The organism is Clostridium novyi NT (assembly GCF_000014125.1).
GTDB classification, from domain to species: domain Bacteria; phylum Bacillota; class Clostridia; order Clostridiales; family Clostridiaceae; genus Clostridium_H; species Clostridium_H novyi.
The window spans coordinates 1,753,526-1,777,069 of sequence record NC_008593.1 but is presented as its reverse complement, the minus strand read 5'-3'; the positions used below and the strand labels follow the sequence as shown (position 1 = coordinate 1,777,069).

Annotated in this window: 28 protein-coding genes and 3 pseudogenes; 29 read left to right on the top strand and 2 right to left on the bottom strand. The window is 27.5% G+C overall.

The genetic code is table 11. The annotated features are described in order from the left end of the window. The first annotated feature begins 2 nt into the window (after positions 1-2). The 21 genes and pseudogenes from NT01CX_RS08300 to NT01CX_RS08225 all read left to right on the top strand — a co-directional run bounded on the left by NT01CX_RS08300 (position 3) and on the right by NT01CX_RS08225 (position 9,112). On the top strand, positions 3-314 hold the full coding sequence (locus tag NT01CX_RS08300) for a DUF3139 domain-containing protein (protein ID WP_011722623.1): 312 nt from the start codon (positions 3-5) through the stop codon (positions 312-314). A 44-nt stretch (positions 315-358) separates the two neighbouring features. Then, positions 359-889 (top strand): signal peptidase II, encoded by a 531-nt coding sequence (locus tag NT01CX_RS11990; RefSeq protein ID WP_011722622.1) that lies wholly within the window; start codon positions 359-361, stop codon positions 887-889. A gap of 63 nt (positions 890-952) precedes the next feature. Then, the gene (locus NT01CX_RS12320) at positions 953-1,108 is read left to right on the top strand and encodes a hypothetical protein (protein WP_187146715.1); all 156 of its coding nucleotides are present in this window, start codon (positions 953-955) and stop codon (positions 1,106-1,108) included. A 37-nt stretch (positions 1,109-1,145) separates the two neighbouring features. After that, positions 1,146-1,379 carry a hypothetical protein gene (locus tag NT01CX_RS08290; RefSeq protein WP_011722620.1) on the top strand — a complete coding sequence of 78 codons (234 nt, stop codon included), beginning with the start codon at positions 1,146-1,148 and terminating at the stop codon, positions 1,377-1,379. A gap of 100 nt (positions 1,380-1,479) precedes the next feature. Then, a pseudogene (locus NT01CX_RS12600) lies at positions 1,480-1,647 on the top strand (RHS repeat-associated core domain-containing protein); the annotation flags it as partial. Positions 1,648-1,689: 42 nt separating this feature from the next. Continuing rightward, entirely contained in the window at positions 1,690-2,232 is a 543-nt protein-coding gene (locus NT01CX_RS12315; protein ID WP_011722619.1) for an EndoU domain-containing protein, read from the top strand. A 403-nt stretch (positions 2,233-2,635) separates the two neighbouring features. Further along, complete coding sequence (locus NT01CX_RS08280) at positions 2,636-3,121, top strand: hypothetical protein (protein WP_011722618.1); 486 nt, start codon at positions 2,636-2,638, stop codon at positions 3,119-3,121. A 93-nt stretch (positions 3,122-3,214) separates the two neighbouring features. After that, positions 3,215-3,619 (top strand): barstar family protein, encoded by a 405-nt coding sequence (locus NT01CX_RS08275; RefSeq protein WP_011722617.1) that lies wholly within the window; start codon positions 3,215-3,217, stop codon positions 3,617-3,619. 633 nt (positions 3,620-4,252) lie between these two features. Next, positions 4,253-4,573, top strand: a complete 321-nt coding sequence (locus NT01CX_RS08270; protein WP_011722615.1) for a hypothetical protein — start codon at positions 4,253-4,255, stop codon at positions 4,571-4,573. A gap of 101 nt (positions 4,574-4,674) precedes the next feature. Further along, the gene (locus NT01CX_RS08265) at positions 4,675-5,220 is read left to right on the top strand and encodes an imm11 family protein (RefSeq protein ID WP_039243030.1); all 546 of its coding nucleotides are present in this window, start codon (positions 4,675-4,677) and stop codon (positions 5,218-5,220) included. Between the two features lie 25 nt (positions 5,221-5,245). Further along, complete coding sequence (locus tag NT01CX_RS12480) at positions 5,246-5,818, top strand: hypothetical protein (protein ID WP_011722613.1); 573 nt, start codon at positions 5,246-5,248, stop codon at positions 5,816-5,818. Positions 5,819-6,042: 224 nt separating this feature from the next. Continuing rightward, a complete protein-coding gene (locus NT01CX_RS08255) occupies positions 6,043-6,576 on the top strand; it encodes a hypothetical protein (protein WP_242648480.1) in 534 nt (177 codons plus the stop codon). Positions 6,577-6,814: 238 nt separating this feature from the next. After that, positions 6,815-6,865, top strand: a pseudogene (locus NT01CX_RS12595) (hypothetical protein); the annotation flags it as partial. A 9-nt stretch (positions 6,866-6,874) separates the two neighbouring features. Next, entirely contained in the window at positions 6,875-7,027 is a 153-nt protein-coding gene (locus tag NT01CX_RS12590; RefSeq protein ID WP_011722611.1) for a hypothetical protein, read from the top strand. A gap of 11 nt (positions 7,028-7,038) precedes the next feature. Further along, positions 7,039-7,224, top strand: coding sequence for a hypothetical protein (locus NT01CX_RS12470; protein ID WP_039227168.1), 186 nt, complete (start codon positions 7,039-7,041; stop codon positions 7,222-7,224). 26 nt (positions 7,225-7,250) lie between these two features. Further along, the gene (locus NT01CX_RS08245; RefSeq protein WP_011722610.1) at positions 7,251-7,478 is read left to right on the top strand and encodes a hypothetical protein; all 228 of its coding nucleotides are present in this window, start codon (positions 7,251-7,253) and stop codon (positions 7,476-7,478) included. 98 nt (positions 7,479-7,576) lie between these two features. Then, positions 7,577-7,867, top strand: a pseudogene (locus tag NT01CX_RS12175) (polymorphic toxin-type HINT domain-containing protein); the annotation flags it as partial. Positions 7,868-7,879: 12 nt separating this feature from the next. Next, the gene (locus NT01CX_RS08235) at positions 7,880-8,158 is read left to right on the top strand and encodes a polymorphic toxin type 8 domain-containing protein (RefSeq protein ID WP_039227178.1); all 279 of its coding nucleotides are present in this window, start codon (positions 7,880-7,882) and stop codon (positions 8,156-8,158) included. A 7-nt stretch (positions 8,159-8,165) separates the two neighbouring features. Next, positions 8,166-8,540, top strand: a complete 375-nt coding sequence (locus NT01CX_RS08230; protein WP_011722607.1) for a DUF2750 domain-containing protein — start codon at positions 8,166-8,168, stop codon at positions 8,538-8,540. A gap of 202 nt (positions 8,541-8,742) precedes the next feature. Next, positions 8,743-8,883, top strand: coding sequence for a hypothetical protein (locus NT01CX_RS12310; protein WP_011722606.1), 141 nt, complete (start codon positions 8,743-8,745; stop codon positions 8,881-8,883). Then, positions 8,867-9,112: a hypothetical protein gene (locus NT01CX_RS08225; RefSeq protein WP_011722605.1), complete on the top strand. Its 246-nt coding sequence runs from the start codon at positions 8,867-8,869 to the stop codon at positions 9,110-9,112. The genes NT01CX_RS12310 and NT01CX_RS08225 overlap by 17 nt, the downstream gene beginning before the upstream one ends. A gap of 444 nt (positions 9,113-9,556) precedes the next feature. Here NT01CX_RS08225 and NT01CX_RS08220 read toward each other — a convergent pair whose 3' ends face one another. Then, positions 9,557-12,169, bottom strand: a complete 2,613-nt coding sequence (locus NT01CX_RS08220; RefSeq protein ID WP_011722604.1) for a calcium-translocating P-type ATPase, PMCA-type — start codon at positions 12,167-12,169, stop codon at positions 9,557-9,559. A 158-nt stretch (positions 12,170-12,327) separates the two neighbouring features. On the opposite strand from NT01CX_RS08220, the gene NT01CX_RS08215 reads away from it, so the two are divergent. Next, positions 12,328-12,750 carry a YaaR family protein gene (locus NT01CX_RS08215; protein ID WP_011722603.1) on the top strand — a complete coding sequence of 141 codons (423 nt, stop codon included), beginning with the start codon at positions 12,328-12,330 and terminating at the stop codon, positions 12,748-12,750. Between the two features lie 65 nt (positions 12,751-12,815). Here NT01CX_RS08215 and NT01CX_RS08210 read toward each other — a convergent pair whose 3' ends face one another. Then, complete coding sequence (locus tag NT01CX_RS08210) at positions 12,816-14,729, bottom strand: NAD(+) synthase (protein ID WP_011722602.1); 1,914 nt, start codon at positions 14,727-14,729, stop codon at positions 12,816-12,818. Positions 14,730-14,951: 222 nt separating this feature from the next. Between NT01CX_RS08210 and NT01CX_RS08205 the strand changes: the two genes are divergently transcribed. The 7 genes from NT01CX_RS08205 (at position 14,952) to NT01CX_RS08175 (ending at position 23,455) form a co-directional block, all read left to right on the top strand. Further along, a complete protein-coding gene (locus NT01CX_RS08205) occupies positions 14,952-15,377 on the top strand; it encodes an NfeD family protein (protein ID WP_011722601.1) in 426 nt (141 codons plus the stop codon). A 36-nt stretch (positions 15,378-15,413) separates the two neighbouring features. Next, positions 15,414-16,361 carry an SPFH domain-containing protein gene (locus NT01CX_RS08200; RefSeq protein WP_011722600.1) on the top strand — a complete coding sequence of 316 codons (948 nt, stop codon included), beginning with the start codon at positions 15,414-15,416 and terminating at the stop codon, positions 16,359-16,361. Between the two features lie 147 nt (positions 16,362-16,508). Further along, a complete protein-coding gene (locus tag NT01CX_RS08195; RefSeq protein WP_011722599.1) occupies positions 16,509-17,714 on the top strand; it encodes a glycosyltransferase family 4 protein in 1,206 nt (401 codons plus the stop codon). Between the two features lie 11 nt (positions 17,715-17,725). Further along, the gene (locus NT01CX_RS08190) at positions 17,726-20,179 is read left to right on the top strand and encodes a sugar phosphate nucleotidyltransferase (RefSeq protein ID WP_011722598.1); all 2,454 of its coding nucleotides are present in this window, start codon (positions 17,726-17,728) and stop codon (positions 20,177-20,179) included. 133 nt (positions 20,180-20,312) lie between these two features. Then, entirely contained in the window at positions 20,313-21,317 is a 1,005-nt protein-coding gene (locus NT01CX_RS08185; RefSeq protein ID WP_011722597.1) for a ketoacyl-ACP synthase III, read from the top strand. Positions 21,318-21,533: 216 nt separating this feature from the next. Beyond that, the gene (gene gdhA / locus NT01CX_RS08180) at positions 21,534-22,877 is read left to right on the top strand and encodes an NADP-specific glutamate dehydrogenase (RefSeq protein WP_011722596.1); all 1,344 of its coding nucleotides are present in this window, start codon (positions 21,534-21,536) and stop codon (positions 22,875-22,877) included. Between the two features lie 152 nt (positions 22,878-23,029). Then, positions 23,030-23,455, top strand: coding sequence for a SoxR reducing system RseC family protein (locus tag NT01CX_RS08175; RefSeq protein ID WP_011722595.1), 426 nt, complete (start codon positions 23,030-23,032; stop codon positions 23,453-23,455). Positions 23,456-23,544 lie beyond the last annotated feature (89 nt).

The following is a 23,544-nucleotide window of genomic DNA, read 5'->3' as shown; positions in this document are numbered from 1 at the left end:
TCATGAAGAAATATATAGTTATTTTAATAATGATTATATCAATAGGGTTTAGTTTGTTTGTAGGATCTAAATTATATTTTTTAGGAAACCAAACAGAAAGAGATAAGATATTAAGTGCAACAGTTTGGCAATTATCTAAAGAGGGGTATAAGGAAAATGAAATAGAAAATATTAAAGTAATGTATGATCCAATAAAAGGTGGCAATATACCATATGAGGTATACGTTACTTTTAAGAAAGATACTTCTACAGAACAAGTATATTCATGGAGGAATGTGGATAAAAAAGAAATTAAGAACATAATGGAACCATAAATATACGTTAACTGAATTTATTGAGAAACTAAGGAGTGCTTTATATGGCAGTAATATTTTTGATTTTATTAGATCAAGTTTTAAAAATTAGTATTAATATGTTTTTTAAAACTACTGAAATTCATATTTGGAATAACTTCTTAGGATTTAAAGTGTTTTTAAATTGTAATCATATATCAATGTTTAATGGATATGCTATTAATTTTAAGTTAAGTATATATATATTAATAATAATTAATGTGATTATGTCTTTATTTCTTATAAGTTTATATAAGTATATTAAGTTTATTAATTTAAAAATAAATACTGTTTATATAAGTTTAATATTTTTTATAGCAGCCAGTATTTCATCACTAATAGATAAAGTATTTTGGGGTGGAAGTTTGGACTATATAATATTTTTAAATTATATTTTAGACTTAAAGGATATTTATTTAATAGTTGGATTTTTAGCTATAACAATATATACTTTAAAAAATGTTGATTTTAAGTTAAAGCAGGCACAAAATATTTCGTTTGTTAAAGATTTTTTTCTTTTTATTTTGAAAAAGCTTAGATTGTTTAAAAAATTATAAAATACATTGGAGTATAGTGGTAAGTCTGTATCCAATGTATTTTTATTTTTGATAAGCATGGTTATGGAGGATATATCTGATGAGAATATAAATAGTTCTGATTTAAAAGATTCTAAATTATATAAGAGTTATTTAGATGTATTAAATATTGGTAATGATAATGAGGATTTTAGAACATTATCCTTTTTAGATTTTATAGTTAAGCATAAGGTATACTAAAACAGCGTATCCAGTAAAATAGAAAGGGGAATATAAAATGAATAATATAGATAATATACAATGTTCTGTATGTGAGCAATATGCTATTGACAAAGTAAAAATAAAAAAAACCAATGATGTAATATATATATGTGAAGAATGTGATCGTTTTTGGATCAATAAGGAGGATATATCGGATTTTAACAAAGCAGAAGTTTTCGAAGAATATATGATAGAAAGGGGATTATCACCTTATTGGGATGAACTCGAAATTATAGAAGAATATATATAAAAGCAAAAAGATTCTTTCTGTTATAGGAATCATCTTTTTATAGATGTGTGAAATTATAAAAATGTATTAATAACTTTTAATTTAAAAAAATGGAACAGACATAACAAATAACAAAGACCATGTAGGATATAAGAACCCTTACAGATACAGAGGATATAGATATGACACAGAAACAGGATTATATTATTTAAATTCAAGATATTATAATTCTGAATGGGGTAGGTTTGTAAATGCGGATGCACTAGCAGGTAAAACTGGAGAATTATTAGGACATAATACATTTACCTATTGCAAAAACAATCCTATTAATATGTGTGATGAAAATGGGTGCTTTCCACAGTTAATAGGAACAATTGGATGGAGTAATCCATATACATGGATAGGCGCATGTATAATAGCGGTAATACATGTAGCTGTTAGTATATATATACATAGTAATACTACTAGTTATTTAATGCCTGTTAATACCATTAAAAAAGCGATATCTAATGCTACTACTAAAGCTAGGGTAATGCCACGTAGAAATAAGAAATCTAAGCATAAGTATTTAACAGAAAAGCAGTGGAAAACGCACATTGTACCAAATCATATAGAAGCTAAAGTTAAGAACAAGACTAAGTTTCCTAAAAAGTGGTCTAGGGATTTTATAAAAATAACAATAGTTAGCATTGCGAATAATGAGTTTATATGTGAAAGATGGAATTATAGTGATATGAAGCAAGGTAAACAAAATTACTTTAGAATATTTCCTGTATATAACAATAGAGAATATTGTTTAGTAAAAGTAGTTTATGATGCAAACACAGGATATATAAGAACAGCATATCCAGTAGTAGGTGGATATAAAGAGTGATAGGAGCAAATAACAAATATTATCTTTAGTTATTATGGTATAGATAGTAAATAATAATATAAGTTATAGATAATGCTAGAGATATACAAGTATAAGAGTAAGTGAGTACCATACTTGATATAGGCTAGGTATAAGTGATAAAACAATAGTATAGTTGGTACACCTAAAGATAAAGGCTAAAGATGATAGGATAAAATAACTTTATAAAAAAATAAAAAAGTCTAAAGAAGATAAAGAAATATTAATTATCCAATTAGTTGATATGGAAAAACTTAAATATGAAAATAAAAGATTGAGGGAAAGTTTAGACAAAATGTAAAATATGAAGTAAGTCGCAATTGCAATTTTTTGCGACATACCAGAAAAGAATAGATGGAAATAATTTTATTGAGGTGATAAAAGTTTGAACAACATTTTTAATATTAATGAAAAAATAAATACTTTATATAATTGCATAAATGAGATGGGAGGAATAATTGATTTGCCTTGGTGTGATGAACTATTATATCCTTACTATAATCATTTTGATGATAGTAAGGATAAATATAAGGTTGGTTCATTAGTAGCATTTTGGGGATTACTAGAAGAATGGAATGATGGTAGTGGTTTTCCTTTTTATACTGGTAAAGAAAAATATGAATGTCATAACTTTAAAAAATATATGGAGGCATTTATGAATTATTCTCTTAATATAAAATCGTGTTATCCTAATATTTATAGAGTAATAGTTAGACTTTTAATGAATTTAGATAAATATGAAAATTTTGAAGATACGTTTCCTAACATAGATGTTAAATTTATAACTAAAATTAGGGATGTGTTATTAAATGATGAAATTTTATTTACACATGAATTATATAAGAATGCTTATTCAGAGGCAGGATTATAGAATCTAACTTCACAATATTCTTATTATACTTGGATGCACTATGGAGATACAGGGTTACCTGGATTTGTGAGAATAAGATAGAGGAGAGGCAATATGGATAATTTTAGTATAATATCTTATATAGATGAAGAAAAGATTAGTAGTGTGAAGAAACTTTTAGAAATACATAAGTATAAGATATTCACCATTAATGGAATAAATATAGTAGACTTAGAAACATTTTTTAAGGAAATTAAAAATATACTTCCTCAAGATCCTATATTAAGTGGACGTGTGAATTTAGATGCATTAATGGATTCGCTATGGGGTGGATTTGATAATCTTGGAGAAGAAAAGGTAGCTATAGTATGGAGAAGTGCTAATAATATAATAAATAATAATATAAATCAGTTTTTAGTTATTATGGATTGTTTTAAAGAATTAAGTTATAGTCTAGCAACAACAGAATATGGTTTAGATAAGCCTATATTATTAAAAATATTTATTATAAAGAAATAAAAATACTTTCGTAATGTAGAATAAAAATTAAAAAAGCTAGGAGTTTGTAGTTTAAAACTCCTAGCTTTTAATGTGAATTTATCATGGATGGAAATGGCTATAACATAAGCTACAAATATAATGCAAGTGGAAGGGGATAAAGCAATATTAGCTAACTACAGAAGATGGAAAGTACATGATAAAAAAGGACTATCACATTATTGGGATGAAATTAAAATTATAGAAGAATATATATAAAAGTCAAAAAGATGATTTCTGTTATAGGAATCATCTTTTGTTGATGTGTGAAATTATAAAAATGTATTAACAATTTTAAATATAAGAAATTCTAAAAGAACTTCAACTACAACTGCCAATTCATGAAGTCCTGCTTCTTGTTTTTCTGGTTCATGTTGTAGAACATACTCCCTGATTCCTAAAAAGGCGGTAGATAAAACTTATGATTAAAATGATAACGAATCTGAATGGCGTAATTTAGATGAAAGTCGATAATTGCACTTTTAATATTCAGTTAATGGATTAATATACCAGCATACAATTAAAAGCATTAATGATAACATGAATTTATAATTACAACAGAAAATAAAAGAAATAAAGGAAAATTGTTTTAAATAATTAAGGGAGAGTTAAAACATGTATGAAATATATATATATGAAGAACAAGAAAATAATGTGTATAACAAATTAATTACTTATGCTATGTATAAATCAGATGCATTTATGAATGCAAAGGGATTATTTAATTGGAAATATCCAAGTTACCCAGATGATTTATATTTTTTAAAGAATGGATATTGTTGGTTTATAAGTAAAGGTGATGATGAGGAAGCATATATATATGTTAGTACAGAAGAAGTTAAAACTTTAAATAAAATTGGTTTAAAAATGTTGAGTTGCTCAGATGACTGGGAATATCCCGATGAAAAAATAGAGTTATTTTATGAGGAATATTAAGAATTGATAATCCTGATAAGTTATATAGAAGAGGTTGATAATAAATTAAAAAGTTAAAAGGAGGTGTCTTAGTGAGAAAAATAATCTCACTAAGGGTATAAATGAATTATTATATTTTAAAATATGATGTGGATAAATATGAGGAGAATGGAGTTATGGCATATTGTAACAATGATATTAATATGCATATTGTTACAAAAGGAAGATATATAGAAGAATGGGATAATAATATTTCATTTTATTTCAATCCTTGTGAGGGAAATGAAATGACAGATTTTATAGATAATGTTTTTGGTTGGACTATAGTAAGTGAAAGATTTAAAAATATTATGGAAACAAATAATATAGATGGTTTTCAATATCTACCTACAACAGTTATAAATAAAGATAACAACAAATCAGAAAAATGCTATGTATTAAATATGATTAAAGTAGTAGACGCTATTGATTTGGATAACTCAGAGTATATTGAATCTAGGGTTAAAGTCTTTATTAATCGTGTCATTAACAAAGATAAAATTAATGGAGAGGATGTTTTTAAATTAAAAGAAGATTATGATTCAATAATTATATCTGAAAAAGTAAAATTAATAATAGAAAACAATAAATTTACTGGATTTAGTTTTAGAAAAGTAAAGACTATTTAAGATAATATTGGTGAGGGGATTACTTATGTATCAATATGTAAAATCATATTATGATTATATATTTAATATTGTAGATAAGAATTTAAGTATAAATGACGGAATGAATGAACTAATAAATTATTGTAATAAAAAATGTGAAAGTGATATTTGGAATGAATTAAGAGAACTTGATTTTAATGAAGAAAAGGAATGTTTAATAGATTGGATAGAAGAAAATTTACAAGATAGTCCACCAGAGGATCATATAGACTGTTTATATTTTGGTTTATTTGATGGTGTTTATGATGATGAAGAAACTTGTGGATTATATTTATCAGGTGCTGAGCTAGAAGAAGGACAAGACTTAGAAGATTTAGAGTTAGAATATGAGCCAGATGATATGTATGCTAGTTCTGAGATTTTATATAAAACTAGTAAAATACTAAAAAAAAGTGATAATGATATAAAACAAATAGGTGAATATATAATTTATTTAGGATATGCTGTTTTAATAATAAAAGAAATTTCAAAATCTACATATGGATTATTTAATGAAATCAATATTAAAAAAATAGTGATAGGGTTTGATGAAGGTGATTGTATTAGCTTAGATTTATAGTGGATATGTAATATAAAACTAAAAGTTTTTTGTTATAAAACTTTTAGTTTTTATTTTATGAAGAATGTATGAGTACAAAAAAGGTATTAGGCGTTACTCAAAATATGAAGAAAAATGAAGCAATGAGCTTAAAGTAAGAGAGTAGGAAAGAAATAATAAAAGAATTAAAAAGGTTTGAAATATTTAGGAGAAGATGTTGAAATATTTTAATTTATATTTAAGGAGTGAAACTGATAATAAGATACAATAAGTTAATGAGAGAATTAATAAAAAAAGCGGCAGAGTATAAGTATGAAGATGAAATGGTAAAGATAGATAATATATGTGTACTTATAGATCCTAAATTTAAAGAAATAGAAGGATGTATATTTATAGAATTACCTAAAAAGGAAGTAGATGAAAAGAAATACATTCAATATGTAAAAAATGGGAGAAAGAGAGAGAGAGATTTTACTGAAATTGAGTGGGAAGATAGTGAAGTAGTAATAGACCACTATATAGAATATCCAGATGAAATAAAAGGTATGGCTGAATTGAAATTAGGTTTAAAATTACAAAAAATATGGGCAAATAAATTAAAAGAAATTTATCCAAACTATAAATTTTGTATTACACTAAGTTATGATTGTGGAGAATATCCAAGTGCAACATTAAGATTTCATAGAGTTAGAGAAGATGAAATTCCATATCATCTAGAAAATGATGATTTGGATAGTTTTAAAGTAAATGGTATGAGTGTTATTCATATTTCGGAATAAGAAAAAATAAAAATTATGTAGCAAATTTATATTATCCTATGGAATAGAAAAATTGAAGAAGCCTATTTCATAGGAATTTCTTTAACTTAAAAACTTAATTCTAAGAAATTTTGAAATAATTTCACTAATAACTCTCCACTGTAAATTGTTAATTGTCAATTCAAAAGTTTGAGCATATAGATATGATACTGAGACAGGATTATACTATTTAAATTCAAGATATTATAATTCTGAATGGGGTAGGTTTGTAAATGCCGACGGTATTATAGGAAAAACAGAAGCTCTATTATCATATAATATGTTTGCTTATTGTAATAATAATTACCCTAATATGGTAGATTATAATGGTAGATTTGCTATATGTGCAGGAGTAATAGGAGGTTCATTTATAGTCCCAGTTTTGTTTGGAGCAGCGCTAATATTAACAGGAGTAATATATATTACAAGATAGTTAAACCGTTGTTGGTAAATAATAATCCTAATCCTTCATTAACTTTAGATAGGATTAATGAATTAGGAAAAGTAATAGCAAGAAGATTTTATGATGAATTAGGACGTGCCTTAAGGGATGTAGATTTCACTAATCATGGTAATCCTAAGGATCATCCCATAGTACCTCATGTATATATATGGGATTGGGTAAAATAATCTAATTACAAATAGGGAGGTATTTTATGAGTTATACTTACGAAGAATTAATAGAAGATTTGGAAATGGGCATGGAGATTGAGTTTGGGTACAAAGGAGATAGATATGCTATAAGCTGGAGTGATAGAGGATGGCATTTAGCAAAGTATGGTGAAGTGGAACCTCAAACTTTTAAAGGATATGAAGAACTACTACGAAATGGAAAAATTGATTCGAAAAGTATAAGGGAGATATGGCCTTATATCAGACCATAATTAATACAAGATTATGTTTAGAACCTAGAAGATTTCATTAAGGATCTTCTAGGTTCTAGTTATTGTAAAGAATTTACGAATAAGAAACGGAAGAAAAGGGATTAAAAAAAGTCAAAAATATATTTGTACATGAAACTAATAAAATAGTACATTTATATATAGACGGAAAAGAAATAAAAACAACAGAAACACATCCATTCTGGGTAATAGGAGAAGGATGGGTAGAAGCAGGTAATTTAAAAGTAGGAGATAAGGTAATTCTATATTCAGGAAAAGTTACTGAAGTAAGTAGAATAAATGTAGAAATATTAAATAAGCCTGTAAAAGTATATAACTTTGAAGTAGAAGACTGGCATACGTATTTTGTATCAGATAGAAATGTCTTGGTGCATAATTCATGTATGGCCAAGATAGGACGTAAAGGTAAACAGGCTAGACTAAAAGAATTAGTAAAAGATTTAAAGTTATCAAGAAGTTTAAGAGGTGAATTGAAAAGAGATATAAACCTAATTAAAAAAGGTAGAAGAAGAACTATAAGAGTTCCAAAAGGATATGAATTAGCGCATAGAAGAGGATTTGAAGCGAGAAAAGGGTATGGCTATGCATATAGTGATTTACAAGTTATTAGAAATCATAGAATTCAACATAGAATTGATAAGTATGGAAAACTAAGGAGGTAAGATAGAGATGAATAAAAAAGAATTTGAAGCAGTTTTAAAGGTATCAGCAGAAATAAGATATGAGTACTTTATTAAAAAGATAGTTGACTATGAAGAAATATGGGGATTATATGATAATGGATGGGTAACGACTATAGATGAAAATAAAAGAGTTTTAATTCCACTATGGCCTAAGAAAGAATTTGCGGAATATTGTGCAAGAAATGAATGGAAAGAAACTATAGCAAAAAGTATTGATTTATATGAATTTATTGAAGAATGGATTCCAGAAATGAAAAAAGACAAACAAAGTACCTCTATATTCTGGAACAATAAAGATTCTGTATATAGAACAGCAGATAATCTGATAAATGATATTATGCTAGAATTAGAAAATTACTAGAGACTTAGATACAACAAGAAATTCAAAAATTTTTCCTACTTCATGAAATTTATGTTCCGTTGATAAAAAGTGAAATAGAATAATTAGAAAAAATGATACAAACTGAATTTCCAATAGAATTCAGATACTTTTTAATAGAGGCTAATGGATTAAACATTTTTTCAGATAGCTTAGTAGACATTGTAATAATTATCATGAACTAATGTTAAAGTCAATTAAAGAATATGATGAAATAGCAAGGGGGGATGTTACAATATTCTTGGAGGAATTTGAAAAAATAAAGCAGTATTATATTTTAAAATATGATGTGGATAAATATGAGGAGAATGGAGTTAGAATATGAGCCAGATGATATGTACGCTAATTCTGAGATCTTGTATAAAGCTTCTAAAATACTAAAGAAAAGTGATAATGATATAAAACAAATAGGCGAATATATAATTTATTTAGGATATGCTGTTTTAATAATAAAAGAAATTTCAAAATCTACATATGGATTATTTAATGAAATCAATATTAAAAAAATAGTGATAGGGTTTGATGAAGGTGATTGTATTAGCTTAGATTTATAGTGGATATGTAATATAAAACTTTTAGTTTTTATTTTATGAAGAATGTATGAGTACAAAAAAGGTATTAGGCGTTACTCAAAATATGAAGAAAAATGAAGCAATGAGCTTAAAGTAAGAGAGTAGGAAAGAAATAATAAAATCATTAAAAAAAGGTTTGAAATATTTAGGAGAAGATGTTGAAATATTTTAATTTATATTTAAGGAGTGAAACTGATGATTTGGATAGTTTTAAAGTAAATGGTATGAGTGTTATTCATATTTAGGAATAAGAAAATAAAAATTATGTAGCAAATATATATTATCCTATGGAATAGAAAAATTGAAGAAGTCTATTTCAAATGTAAGCTTTATGAAAATGGCAGTACATCTGATGAATATTAAATTTGTTAATATAATTATAAGTAAAGAGCTGTCGCACTAATCTTTTGTGTGACAGCTCTTTACTTATTTCTTAGAAGATTTAAATAGTTTTATTAGCTCATTAAATACAAGTGGGCATAGACTTAAAATAATAACCCAAGTCCAATCGTAGACATTTAATTTATATACTTTAAATGCATTGCGAAGGAAAGGAATAAATAATAAAATTGTTTGAATTACTATACCGAAAATTATGGATAATATTAATGGTTTATTTGAGAATAAACCTATTTTAAATATAGATTTTTTTGTGCTTCTAACATTTAATGCGTGTATTAATTCTGAGATACTCATTACCATAAATGCCATGGTTTGCGCATGCATTAATGAGTTTGAATATCTATGGAGTCCTATTTGAAAAGCAATTAGTGTTAAAGCACCAATTAATATACCATTAAAAATTAGATTTCCAAGTATTCCAGTAAATATACTTTCTTTAGGACTTCTTGGTTTTTGATTCATAACATCTTCATCTTTAGGGTCAACACCTAATGCTAGTGCAGGAAGTGAATCTGTAATTAAGTTTATCCAAAGTATATGCACTGATCTTAGTGGAGATTTCCATCCTAAGAGGATAGATAAAAATATAGCCACGATTTCACCACTATTACAGGATAATAAAAATAGTATAGATTTTTTTATATTATTATAGATATTTCTACCTTCTTCAATAGCTGATACTATGGTAGAAAAGTTATCATCAGTAAGTATCATATCAGATGCACCTTTTGCAACATCTGTACCAGTAATACCCATAGCTACTCCTATATCTGCTATTTTTAGGGAAGGAGCATCATTTACACCGTCACCAGTCATTGATACTATATTTCCTTTGGCTTTAAGTGCGTTTACTATTTTTACTTTATGTTCTGGAGAAACTCTAGCAAAAACTCTTAAATTGTCTATTCTAGAACTTAGTTCTTCTTCAGATAATTTATCCAGTTCAGAACCTGACATTACCATTGATGGATCATCTGCTATATTTAATGCTTTAGCAATTGCAAAGGCAGTATCACTATGATCGCCAGTTATCATAACTGTTGAAATTCCAGCTTTTTTATTTAATTCTATTGCATCTTTAACTTCAAGTCTAGGAGGGTCAATCATGCCCACAAGTCCTATAAATGTTAAGTCGGTTTCTAGATTATCTATTTCTATGTGTGAATTACTTATTTTCTTGTAAGCTGCACCAAGTACTCTTAGTGCTTCACTAGACATAGATTTTGATGCTTCCATTATTTTAGATTTAATATCTTCTGTTAAGTCCACTGTGTTTCCATTTATTAGAGCTTTGTTACATATTTTAAGTAAGCTATCTATGGCACCTTTAGTCATAACATAAAGTTCATTATCGTATTCATTTACAGTTGTCATAAGTTTTCTATCTGAGTCAAATGGAATTTCATCTATTCTTTTATGTTTATTTTGAAGTTCGTCTTTAAATATATTGTAGTTAACACCCATATTTATAAGTGCAATTTCTGTTGGATCTCCTGTAGATGCTTTTTCAGAATACGTTGCATCATTACATAAAACCAAGTTTTCAATAAGCAATTTATTTTCACTTTCATCTATATTTAAGTTTTCTATATCTCTTAGAGTATCGTTAATAAAAAATTTTGTTACTGTCATTTTATTTTGAGTAAGGGTACCTGTTTTATCTGAACACACTATATTTACAGAACCTAAAGTTTCCACAGCAGGAAGTTTTCTTATTATAGCATTTTTCTTTATCATTTTTTGAACGCCAATTGCAAGGACTATGGTTACAATAGCAGGAAGTCCTTCAGGGATAGCTGCAACAGCAAGGCTTATAGCTGTTAAGAATAATTCAAGAAGTTCTCTCTTTTGAAAATATCCTATTATGAATATAAGAATAGCTATTAAAACGGCAGCAATTCCTAGAGTTTTACCAAGAGATTCTAGTTTCTTTTGAAGTGGCGTAAGTTCTTTCTCATTATTTTTAAGAAGTGAAGCAATTTTTCCTATTTCAGTATCCATTCCAGTAGCTACAGCTATACCTACACCTCTTCCATAGCTTGCTAGTGTAGACATAAACGCCATATTTTTTTTATCTCCAAGTGGTGTATCTTCATTTTCTAAGGTAATAGTTGCATCTTTGCTCACGGGAACAGATTCTCCAGTTAGTGCGGATTCTTCTATTTGAAGATTGGCAGTTTCAATAAGACGTATATCACATGGAATATATCTGCCAGCATCTATGATTATAATATCTCCAGGTACTATTTCTTCAGAGGGAATTTCTTTAAGAATACCATCTCTTTTTACAATAGCTTTAGGAGTAGAAAGACTTTTTAGTGCTTCTAGGGATTTTTCAGCTTTAGATTCTTGTATAACACCAATTACAGCGTTTAATATTATTACTATAGCGATTATAATGGAATCGCTTATTTCACCTACAATAGCTGAAAGGATTGCAGCTCCAATAAGTATATAAATCATGGCGTCATTTAGTTGAGATAAAATAAGTTTAAATATTGTAGCTTTTTTTTCAGTGGCAAGTTTATTTAGTCCATACTTTTCTTGACGATTTTTTACTTCATCAGATGTAAGGCCAGTATCCATATTAGTGTTTAATTCTTTTAAAGTTTCTTCAATATTTTTATTAAAATACATGAATTTATTCACCTCCATTATAGTATTTTACATTGTTTATAATTATATTATTCTTTATAAAGCATAATATTATTTGTTTAAAGCTGTAGTAGTTGTTTTGATATAAATTTACTGTATAATATAAATATTGATAAATAATACATATGGTGGTGAAATTAATGGAAATATCTAGAGTGGGTAGAAGTACGCAAATTAATACGGAAAGCAAAAAAGTAGCTAATAGAAAAGGGTTTTCTCAAAGTTTTAGTTTTGCTCATCAAAGAAAATCACAAGAGCAATTAAAAAAGATGCTAGATGATATAAGGAAAAAGGGTAATAGACTTGCAATTACTAAGTGTTATGGTGATGTTGCAGCTTATAAGAGAATGATAAGAGAATATTTAGAATCGGTATTAAGTTACATGTACGGAGTTAAAAAGGATATAAGTTTTTGGCAAACTCAATATTTTATCACTGTAGATACTATAGATGAAAAATTAGAGGAACTAACACAACTTCTTTTAAGTGAAGAAAAAGATAATTTAAGTATAGCGAGTACAATAGATGATATTACAGGACTTGTTGTTGATATTTATAAATAAAAGGGATTAGAAAAAAGGTACCAGATAAAGATTTTATCTGGTACCTAAAAACTAGTTCCTTATTTTTATTTGTTATCAACCCAAATGTTATAACTAGCATCTGATGGCATTTTTAAATCTCCTCTTGGAGAAAGACTTATAGTACCAACCTTTGGACCGTCTGGAATTGCGGAACGTTTAAATTGTTGTGTAAAGAATCTTCTCATGAATTTATCAAGCCATTTTTTAATAGTTTCTTCATCATAATCATCTTTAAATGCTTCTTTTGCAAGGTATAGTATTTTTTCAAAAGTGGCGTTTTGTCTCATGAAGTAGTATAAGAAGAAATCGTGTAATTCATAAGGTCCCACTATATCTTCAGTCTTTTGAGCTATTTTTCCATCTTTATCTTTAGGTAAAAGTTCAGGACTTACTGGTGTATCTAGTATATCAATTAATATATCTGAAATATCTTTTTCAGAGTTATGTTCAGCTGAGAACTTAACTAGGTATCTAACTAAAGTCTTAGGAATAGAGCAGTTTACAGAGTACATAGACATATGATCTCCATTATAAGTTGCCCAACCTAAAGCAATTTCAGATAAATCACCTGTACCTACTAAAAGAGCAGCTTCTTTATTTGCAAGGTCCATAAGAATTTGAGTTCTTTCTCTTGCTTGAACATTTTCGTATGTTACATCATGAATTTCTGCTGGATGACCTATATCCTTAAAGTGTTGAAGACAAGAATCAACTATATTGATTTCTCTAAAGTCAGTTCCAAGCTTTTTACATAAGTCAACTGCATTATTATATGTTCTATCAGTAGTTCCGAAACCTGGCATAGTTATAGTAATTATATTTTTCCTTGGTAGTTTTAATAAGTCAAAAGTATTAACGGCTACAAGCAATGCAAGGGTAGAGTCAAGTCCACCTGAGATGCCAACTATAACTTTTTTAAGACCAGTATGATTTAAACGTTTAGCAAGACCAGCTGATTGTATATTAAATATTTCTTTTGAACGTACTTCTCTTTCATGTTCATTTGATGGTACAAAAGGATGTTTATTTATTTTTCTATCAAAGTTACATATGTTAGTATCTTTAAAGTTAAATGAGATTTCTAAAGGCTTAATGTGACATGCTCTTTTGCTATCTCTAAAGCTTAGATTTTTCATACGCATGTTATTTATTTTATCAACATCTATTATTGAAGTTATAACTTCATTTTCTCTTTGGAATCTATTATTTGATTTTAGAATTCTTCCATTTTCTGCAATCATTAAGTGACCACTAAAGACTACATCAGTAGTAGATTCAAAAACCCCAGAAGATGCATAAACATAAGATGACATACATCTAGCACTTTGAGAAGATACTACAAATTTTCTATAGTCAGCTTTTGAAACCAATTCATTTGATGCAGAAAGGTTTCCTATTATGTTAGCGCCCATTAAAGCAAGATAAGAACTAGGAGGAATAACTGTCCAAAGGTCTTCGCATATTTCAAATCCAAATTTAAAGTTGCCACTAGTAAATAAAAGATTTATTCCAAAAGGTACATCATTTTGAAATGGTAAATTAACTTTTTCGGAAATTATGTCGTGACCTTCTGTAAACCAACGTTTTTCATAGAATTCAGAGTAGTTAGGTAAATAATTCTTAGGTACAATTCCAAGAATTTTTCCATTATAAATTATGTATGCACAATTATATAGAGAGTAATTAAATAGTAGTGGTGCCCCAACAGCTATTAAAATATCTTTATCTAAAGAAAAATCACAGATATCCTTAATTCCCTCCATAGATTTTTCAATTAATGTTTGATTTAAAAATAAATCTGCACAAGTATAAGCTGTTATAGAAAGCTCAGGTAAAATAACTAGTTTAGAATTTTCTTTTAAAGCTAAATCTATACAGTTCTTTATATTTTCAACGTTAAATTTTATATCTCCAACATTGACTACAGGACATGCAGATGCAACTCTAATAAAGTTCATATAACTCACACTCCATATTTTAATTTATATAATAGTAATAATTTTTTCGTTTATTTATAATTATTAAAGTTTCTTATTAAACTTTATACCCTTAAAGACTTATCTGTCAATTAATTAATTAGAAAGAAGTTATAAAGAAAGTATAAAGAATATTTAATGATTTATTTTTAATGTTACTATATAATAAGTATTAATAATAATGTAAAAGTTAGGGGGCGGATTATGAGATTTCAAATAATACTTTGGATAATAATAGCTATACTATCTTTGATAATAGATATTTCTACTAGTAGCTTTTTATTTGTATGGTTTACTATTGGAGGTGTTATCGCTAGTATTTTAAGTCTAATGAATTTTTCATTTACTATTCAAATTATAACGTTTATTATAACTAGTATTGTACTTATGGTTATATGTTATCCTATAATAAAAAGAACTATAAAAAAGACAGTTCCTACAACTTCTACTATGGAAGAAGAATATATTGGGGATGAATTTATTATAAAAAGAGATGTAGAAAGTAAAGCCATTATAAAGTATAATGGAATATACTGGACTGTAAAAAGTGTTCAGGGGAAAATAGAAAAGGGAAGCACGGTAAAAATAGTAGGTATAGAAGGAAATAAGCTTTTAATAAAGAAAATTTAATAAAATATAAAAGATATAAGGAAAGGGGAAAAATATATGTTCATAGTATTTATAATTTTACTTGTGATAGTATTAGCTGCAATAGTTACCTCAATTAAAATAGTTAATACAGGTTACTTATATGTAGTTGAAAGATTTGGTCAATATCACAGAACTCTTGAACCAGGTTGGCATTTTATAATTCCGTTTGTTGATTTTGTAAGACGTAAAATATCTACAAAGCAACAAATATTAGATATCCAACCTCAAAATGTTATTACAAAGGATAATGTTAAAATATCTATAGACAATGTTATATTCTATAAGGTCTTAAACTCAAAGGATGCTGTTTACAATATAGAAGATTATAAATCAGGTATAGTTTATTCAACTATTACAAACATGAGAAATATTGTTGGTGAAATGTCTTTAGATGAAGTTTTATCAGGTAGAGATAGAATAAACTCAAAATTACTTGAAATAATTGATGAAATAACAGATGCTTATGGAATAAAAATTTTATCAGTTGAAATTAAAAACATAATTCCACCTAATGAAATTCAAGCAGCAATGGAAAAACAAATGAAAGCAGAAAGAGACAAAAGAGCTGTAATATTACAAGCAGAAGGTTTAAGACAAAGTGAAATTGAAAGAGCAGAAGGTGAAAAGAGATCAAAGATACTTCAAGCAGAAGCTGAAAAAGAAGCTAATATAAGACACGCAGAAGGATTAAGAGAATCTCAACTTTTAGAAGCTGAAGGTAAAGCTAAGGCAATTGAAATTGTTGCTAAGGCAGAAGCTGATGCTATACAACAAGTAAATAAAGCTATAATAGAATCTGGAACAAATGAAACTGTAATAGCACTAAAACAAGTAGAGGCGCTAAAGGAAATGGCAAGTAGTCCAGCTAATAAGCTTATATTACCTAATGAAACATTATCATCTTTAGGAAGTATAGCTGCTATAGGGGATTTATTAAGTAAAAATAAAAAAAATAAAGAATAATAAGAATAAAAGTTAGATAAAAGACTTCTTATAAATATAAATTTATGAGAAGTCTTTTATTATATGATTTTACATAATTTGGTTGAAAATAAATTTATCTAAAGTATAATTAAGATATTGGATATGGATTTAAAGGAGCGTACAAATATGAAAATATTAATGCTATCTTGGGAGTATCCTCCTAAAAATGTAGGGGGACTATCGAATCATGTATATCATTTATCTAAAAATTTAGCAAGGATAGGACATGAGGTTCATGTAATTACTTGTCAAGAAGGAACAGCGCCAATCAAAGAAAAGAAAAATGGTGTTTTTGTTCATAGAATTGAGCCGTATAAATTTAAGACAAATGATTTTGTAAAGTGGGTTATGCAACTTAATTTTGCAATGATAGAAGAAGCTATAAGACTTATAAGAGAAATTGGAAAAGTGGACATAATACATGCTCATGATTGGCTTTCAGCTTATAGTACAAAGACATTAAAGTGGGCGTACAATATTCCAGTTGTGTCTACAATACATGCTACAGAGTATGGAAGAAATAATGGAATAAGAACTGAAATGCAAAGCTATATATCATCTGTAGAATGGAGTATAGTTTATGAATCATGGAAAACAGTTGCCTGTAGTAACTATATGAGAGATGAGATAAGTAGATTATTTTCAGCACCATTAGAAAAAATATGGGTGATACCTAATGGAGTTGAAGTAAATGAATTTCAAAGAAGTTTTAATAAAGAGAACTTTAAGAGAAAATATGCAAATAAAGATGAAAAAATTATTTTATATGTTGGAAGGCATGTGTTTGAAAAAGGAATCCAACTTCTTGTAGATGCTATTCCAGATATAATCAAAGAACATAAAAATACAAAATTTATTATATGTGGCATGGGACCTATGACAGAGGAACTAAAGGAAAAAGTAAAAAATAGTGGACATTCTAACAAGGTAATTTTCACGGGATATATAAGCGATAATGAGAAAAAGAAATTATATAGTGTAGCTGATATTGCGGTTTTTCCATCCTTATATGAACCTTTTGGAATAGTTGCACTAGAGGCTATGGCTGCAAAATGTCCTGTAATTGTATCTGATATTGGTGGATTTTCAGAAATAATAAATCATAAAGTAAATGGCATGAAATTTATATGTGGCTCATCTTCTAGTTTAAAAGATAATATACTAGAGGTTTTAAGTGATAATAGACTTGCAGAGAAGCTAAGAGAAAAAGGATTTAGCAGTGTTGTTGAAAATTATTCTTGGATAAATATTGCATTGACTACAGTTAATATGTACCAGTCTATTTTAGATGAGGTGAAAGGAACAGAATGGGAAAATAAAAAAGTATTATAAGAGGTGAGCTTATGAAAGCAGTAATTATGGCTGGAGGGCTAGGAAATAGATTAAGACCTCTAACTTGTAATATACCAAAACCTATGATGCCAATTGTAAATAAACCTGCTATACAATATATAATAGAGCTATTAAAGAACAGTGGAATTAAGGATATAGCTATAACTCTTCAATATTTAGCAGATGAAATAATGAGCTATTTTCAAGATGGAAGTAGATTTGGAGTCAATATAAAATATTTTATAGAAGATATGCCTCTTGGAACTGGAGGAAGTGTAAAAAATGCAGAGGAATTTCTCGATGATACTTTTATTGTAATCAGTGGAGATGCACTTATCAATTTAGATTTAAGAAAAGTAGTAAAGTATCATAAAAGTAAAAATGCACAGGTAACAATTGTTACTAAAAAGGTTAATACCCCTTTAGAATATGGAGTTGTTATTACTGATAATGAAGGAAGAATTATAAAGTTTTTAGAAAAGCCTGGCTGGAGTGAAGTGTTCAGTGATAAAGTTAATACAGGGGTATACGTGTTAGAGCCAGATGTATTAAAATATTATGATAAAAATAAACAATTTGATTTTAGTAAAGATTTATTTCCTCTTTTATTAATAAAAAATAAAAGAATATTTTCCTATACCATAAGTGAATATTGGTGTGATATAGGAGACTTTAATGAATATCATAAATGTAATTTAGATTTGTTAAATGGCATTATAAAAGTAAAATTAGATGGCAAGGAAAGGGAACAAAACATATGGATTGGGCGTAATTGTGAAATCAGTCCTAAAGCAAAAATAATACCACCAGTATTTATAGGAGATAATACAAGTATACATTCTTATGCTGAAGTAGGTCCTAACACTATCTTAGGAAGTAATAACATAGTATGTTCTAATGCTACTATAAAAAGAAGTATAACTTTTACTAATTGTTATATAGGAAATGGATGTCAAATAAGGGGTGGCATGTTGGGGAAGAATGTAAAAGTAAAATATAAAACATCTATATTTGAAAATGCAGTAGTAGGAGACAATACATTAATAGAAGATAAGGTTATAGTAAAGCCTAGGGTAAAAATATGGCCAAACAAATTAATAAATCCAGGTTCCATATTAAGTTCTAACTATAAGTGGGGTAATAAATATTCAAAAACTATTTTTAATAGGAATGGTGTAACTGGAATAATAAATGTTGATATAACGCCTGAACTTGTGTCCAAGCTATCATCAATTGCTGCATCTGTTCTAAGTAAAAATAAAAAAATAGTTGTTGGTTGTAATGATAATACTGCTTCCTCTAATATGTTTAAATATTCTGTAATTACAGGGCTTTTATCAATGGGAGTAAAAGTATATGATTTAAATGTTATGCCAAACAATATTATAAGACATGCGGTTGTTGATTTAAAAGCCGATGGAGCCATAAAAATAAATATAGATAAAGATAATCCAGAAAAGGTAAGTATAATCTTTTTAGACAAAAGAGGGTTAGAAATTAATAAAAATCTAAAGAGAAAAATAGAGAGCAATTTTAATAGAGAAAATTTTAGAAGAGTAACTGCTTATAAAATAAAAAAAGTAAAGTATTGTGAAGAACAAATATACAGTAACTATATAATTAATATACTAGATAGATTAGACGTAGAAAATATAGCAAAGCAAAACTATAGTATAATAATTAGCTGTAGAAATAAAAATATTATAAATATAATAAAAAAAATATCAGAAAAAATTCATGTAAAAACTATTATATATAATAAAAAATATGATTTGCAGGAAATGAAGAAGTTTGTACTTAAAAATGCACTTGATATGGGTGTTTATATAGATGACCAGGGAGAAAATGCTATAATAATTGATGAAAAAGGAAATGTTATAAAAGATGAAAGATACAAGATTTTGAAATCTTTTGTTATGTTAAAAATGGGTAAATTCAAAACTCTAGTTGTACCTATAAAATCATCTAATGCTATGGGTGAAATTGCACAAATGTTTGGAGTTAAATTTATAACAACAAAGATTGATAGAGGAGAAATATTAAATGCATATATTAATAATGAAAAAGATCTTTCTATATTAGAAGTAATAAATGAATATTTACTTACATTAGATGCCATGGCAACAATAATTTTCACACTAAATTTAATGGCTATATACAAAATAAAATTGTCAAAGATTATAAAAGTATTACCTAAATATTATAATCATAAAAAACAAATATATTGTCCTTGGAATAAAAAAGCAGAAGTAATGAGAAAATTAGTTGAAAAAACTAAGAGTAATGTTATGGACATTGTAGAGGGAATAAAAATCAAGTATAAAGACTATTGGATACTTATTCTTCCAGATAGTAGTGAACCTTTATTTAAAATTTACATTGAGTCAATGAGTAAAATAGAATCAAAAAAGATACACTATCATTTAAAAGAAAAGGTTGAAGAAATATTGAAAGAAGACAAGTAGGTGTTATATAATTCCAATATTGTTGAATTATATATAAGAAAAATATATAATATATAAATCATGGAAATTTTTATTTATATAATCATTGTACTCGTGACAATAATTATATTTAATTTGATTAGGAGATGAAGACATGTTTAATAACGTACATATAGTAGGGGTTGGAAGCTATCATCCAAAAAGAATTTTGAAAAATGAATATTTTGTTGAACATTTTAAAAATTTTGATATTGAAAATAAGGCAAAAGGTCTTATGGATAAACTTGGAAGAGAAAAGTTAACTTTAGCTGAAGAAAATGAAAACGCCATAACAATGTCTGTTAAAGCTGCAGAAGAAGCCTTAAAAAAAGCTAATTTATCTTCAGAGGATATAGATATGATAATATCTGCTAGTGATACTCCTGAATATTTAACACCTTGTTGTGCACTTATAATTAGAAATAGATTAAATGCTCATAGAGCTAAGGCTGTTTTCGATGTTAACTGTGATTGTATAGGAATGTTACATGCAATAGATATAGGAACTAAATTTTTAAAGACTGATAAAAATTATAAAAGAGTATTAGTAGTAGGGTCTTTACTTATAAGCCCGTTTGCTCGAGAAGATGATATAGTTGTGTATTCTACAATTGGAGATGGGGCTTCAGCTATTATACTTGAATCGAGAGAAGAAGAGAGAGAATGTGGATTTTTAGGATCAAGAGCATTCACAGATGACAGTTACAATGAAAATATAAGATTTCCTGCATGTGGATTATCAAATATTCCTAAAGAAGGAATAAGTGAATATGAAAGAAAAATGTCATGGAAACCTTTTTCTGTAGACTTTCTTTCAAAAAATTGGACTATATTAATAAAAAAGTTATTAAAAGACAATGGCTTAAAACCAACAGATGTTGAACATTATTTCATGTCTCAATTTTCAAGAGAAGAATTAGAGACTACAATGAGAAAGTTACATGTTGATTTAGATAAAGCTATTTTTATAGCAAATAAATATGGATATACTGGACCAACTAGTCCTATAATGGCTTTAGACGATAAATTACAAGAAGGACCATTTAAAGAAGGGGACATATGTATTTTTTGTTCTGTAGCAGGTGGATATAGTATGTCTGCATTGCTTTATAAATGGTAATATAAAGTAATTCTATTAAATTAAAAGATTCTGTAATATATAACTTGCAGAATCTTTATGCTTTTTAGAAAAATAAAAATTTTCTTCTTAATGAATTTAATAATTTAATAAATAAAGGGATAAAAAATTAATTAAAACTCAATAAAACATATATTATTTTTAATAATTATATGATATTATATACTAAAATTAATAAATTTGTAGGAGGTTTATTTAATGGACGCTAACAAATATGTACAACAAGTATTTGAAGAATTATTACAAAGAAACCCAGGTCAAGATGAATTTCACCAAGCAGTTAAAGAAGTATTAAACTCTTTAGTACCTGTAATGGAAAAACATCCTGAATACATTGAAAATGGGATTTTAGATAGAATAGTTGAACCTGAAAGACAAATCATGTTCAGAGTTCCTTGGGTTGACGATAACGGTAAAGTAAGAGTTAACAGAGGATTTAGAGTTCAATTTAACAGTGCTATAGGACCTTACAAAGGTGGATTAAGATTTCATCCAAGTGTAAACTTAAGTATAATAAAATTCTTAGGATTTGAACAAATATTCAAGAACTCACTTACAGGTCTTCCAATAGGTGGAGGAAAAGGTGGATCTGATTTTGATCCAAAAGGAAAGAGCAATGGAGAAATAATGAGATTCTGCCAAAGCTTCATGACAGAACTTTATAAGTACATAGGACAAGACACAGATGTTCCAGCTGGAGATATTGGTGTAGGTGGAAGAGAAGTTGGATACATGTACGGTCAATACAAGAGAATCAGAAGCATGTATGAAGCAGGAGTATTAACTGGAAAGGGATTAACTTTCGGGGGAAGTCTTGCAAGAACAGAAGCAACAGGATATGGTCTTGTTTACTTTGTAGATGAAATGCTAAAAGGAAAAGGAATGAACTTTGAAGGTAAAAGAGTTGTAGTATCAGGTTCTGGTAATGTTGCAACTTATGCAATTCAAAAGGTTCAACAATTAGGCGGAATAGTTGTTGCTTGTAGTGATTCTAATGGATATGTATATGATAAAGATGGTATTAAATTAAACACAGTAAAACAAATAAAAGAAGTAGAAAGAAAGAGAATTAAAGAATACGTTAAGTTCCATTCTGAAGCTGAATATCATGAAGGAAAAGGAGTTTGGAACATACCTTGTGATATAGCTCTTCCATGTGCAACTCAAAATGAGTTAAATGAAGAAGATGCTAAAACATTAGTTAAAAATGGAGTAATAGCAGTAGGTGAAGGAGCAAACATGCCATCAACTTTAGAAGCTGTTGAAGTATTCCTTCAAAATGGAATATTATTTGCACCTGCAAAAGCAGCTAATGCCGGTGGAGTTGCTGTATCAGCACTTGAAATGTCTCAAAATAGCATTAGATATTCTTGGACATTTGAAGAAGTAGATGAAAAATTACATAACATAATGAAAAACATCTATAGTAATGCAGTTAGATGCGCAGAAGAATACGGTCATAAAGATAACTTAGTTGTTGGAGCTAATATTGCAGGATTTATAAAAGTAGCTGAAGCAATGCTTGCTCAAGGAATAGTTTAATAATATTAAAGATTAAAAATAAAAAAGCAGTGTTAAGGGAGCTTTCTTAACACTGTTTTTATTTAATATTTTTTATATTAAAAGTATTAGAAAAAAAAATAATATATGTTATAATAAACTAGTATATAAACAGCGTGTAGGAGTTGATAAATATGACAGAAGTAGGGTACATAACTTCTGTAAATGGTAACTATGCTTCAGTAGTTTTTAAAAGAAAATCAGGATGTGGAGATAACTGTGCTACTTGTAAGGCAGCATGTTCAGCAGCATCAATAACTACTGAAATAGAAAATACCGCAGGAGCAAAAGTTGGAGATAAGGTAAAGGTTGAAATGGAGCAAAAAACTTTTAATAAAATGCTAGCTTTAGTATATGTATTTCCACTAGTTATGATGATATGTGGTATAGCTATAGGCATTAAAGTATTCTCACAAGCTGGATATAGTAATTATGAAATGTTAAGCTTTTTAGTGGGTATAGTTGCACTTGTAATATCATATACAATATTACACTTCTTTAATAAGAAAACAGCTAAGAAAAGTAATTACTCATTAAAAATAGTAGAGATACTTAAATAGTATTTTATTTATATGTTTCTTTGTGAAATTTATAAAACTGCTTTTTAAAAGCAGTTTTGTTTTGTATTAGTATACATACTATAAAATCT

Excerpts from the sequence above, each read along its gene's own strand:
- NT01CX_RS08220 (WP_011722604.1), bottom strand. The coding sequence starts at position 12,169 with ATGTATTTTAATAAAAATATTGAAGAAACTTTAAAAGAATTAAACACT.
- NT01CX_RS11990 (WP_011722622.1), top strand. The coding sequence starts at position 359 with ATGGCAGTAATATTTTTGATTTTATTAGATCAAGTTTTAAAAATTAGT.
- NT01CX_RS08270 (WP_011722615.1), top strand. The coding sequence starts at position 4,253 with ATGTATGAAATATATATATATGAAGAACAAGAAAATAATGTGTATAAC.
- NT01CX_RS08195 (WP_011722599.1), top strand. The coding sequence starts at position 16,509 with ATGAAAATATTAATGCTATCTTGGGAGTATCCTCCTAAAAATGTAGGG.
- NT01CX_RS08175 (WP_011722595.1), top strand. The coding sequence starts at position 23,030 with ATGACAGAAGTAGGGTACATAACTTCTGTAAATGGTAACTATGCTTCA.
- NT01CX_RS12480 (WP_011722613.1), top strand. The coding sequence starts at position 5,246 with ATGTATCAATATGTAAAATCATATTATGATTATATATTTAATATTGTA.
- NT01CX_RS08290 (WP_011722620.1), top strand. The coding sequence starts at position 1,146 with ATGAATAATATAGATAATATACAATGTTCTGTATGTGAGCAATATGCT.
- NT01CX_RS08215 (WP_011722603.1), top strand. The coding sequence starts at position 12,328 with ATGGAAATATCTAGAGTGGGTAGAAGTACGCAAATTAATACGGAAAGC.
- NT01CX_RS12590 (WP_011722611.1), top strand. The coding sequence starts at position 6,875 with ATGTTTGCTTATTGTAATAATAATTACCCTAATATGGTAGATTATAAT.
- NT01CX_RS08235 (WP_039227178.1), top strand. The coding sequence starts at position 7,880 with ATGGCCAAGATAGGACGTAAAGGTAAACAGGCTAGACTAAAAGAATTA.
- NT01CX_RS08225 (WP_011722605.1), top strand. The coding sequence starts at position 8,867 with ATGGAGTTAGAATATGAGCCAGATGATATGTACGCTAATTCTGAGATC.
- NT01CX_RS08300 (WP_011722623.1), top strand. The coding sequence starts at position 3 with ATGAAGAAATATATAGTTATTTTAATAATGATTATATCAATAGGGTTT.
- NT01CX_RS08200 (WP_011722600.1), top strand. The coding sequence starts at position 15,414 with ATGTTCATAGTATTTATAATTTTACTTGTGATAGTATTAGCTGCAATA.
- NT01CX_RS08210 (WP_011722602.1), bottom strand. The coding sequence starts at position 14,729 with ATGAACTTTATTAGAGTTGCATCTGCATGTCCTGTAGTCAATGTTGGA.
- NT01CX_RS08185 (WP_011722597.1), top strand. The coding sequence starts at position 20,313 with ATGTTTAATAACGTACATATAGTAGGGGTTGGAAGCTATCATCCAAAA.
- NT01CX_RS08190 (WP_011722598.1), top strand. The coding sequence starts at position 17,726 with ATGAAAGCAGTAATTATGGCTGGAGGGCTAGGAAATAGATTAAGACCT.
- NT01CX_RS08245 (WP_011722610.1), top strand. The coding sequence starts at position 7,251 with ATGAGTTATACTTACGAAGAATTAATAGAAGATTTGGAAATGGGCATG.
- NT01CX_RS08230 (WP_011722607.1), top strand. The coding sequence starts at position 8,166 with ATGAATAAAAAAGAATTTGAAGCAGTTTTAAAGGTATCAGCAGAAATA.
- gdhA (WP_011722596.1), top strand. The coding sequence starts at position 21,534 with ATGGACGCTAACAAATATGTACAACAAGTATTTGAAGAATTATTACAA.
- NT01CX_RS08275 (WP_011722617.1), top strand. The coding sequence starts at position 3,215 with ATGGATAATTTTAGTATAATATCTTATATAGATGAAGAAAAGATTAGT.
- NT01CX_RS08265 (WP_039243030.1), top strand. The coding sequence starts at position 4,675 with ATGAATTATTATATTTTAAAATATGATGTGGATAAATATGAGGAGAAT.
- NT01CX_RS12315 (WP_011722619.1), top strand. The coding sequence starts at position 1,690 with ATGTGTGATGAAAATGGGTGCTTTCCACAGTTAATAGGAACAATTGGA.
- NT01CX_RS08205 (WP_011722601.1), top strand. The coding sequence starts at position 14,952 with ATGAGATTTCAAATAATACTTTGGATAATAATAGCTATACTATCTTTG.
- NT01CX_RS12320 (WP_187146715.1), top strand. The coding sequence starts at position 953 with ATGGAGGATATATCTGATGAGAATATAAATAGTTCTGATTTAAAAGAT.
- NT01CX_RS12310 (WP_011722606.1), top strand. The coding sequence starts at position 8,743 with ATGTTAAAGTCAATTAAAGAATATGATGAAATAGCAAGGGGGGATGTT.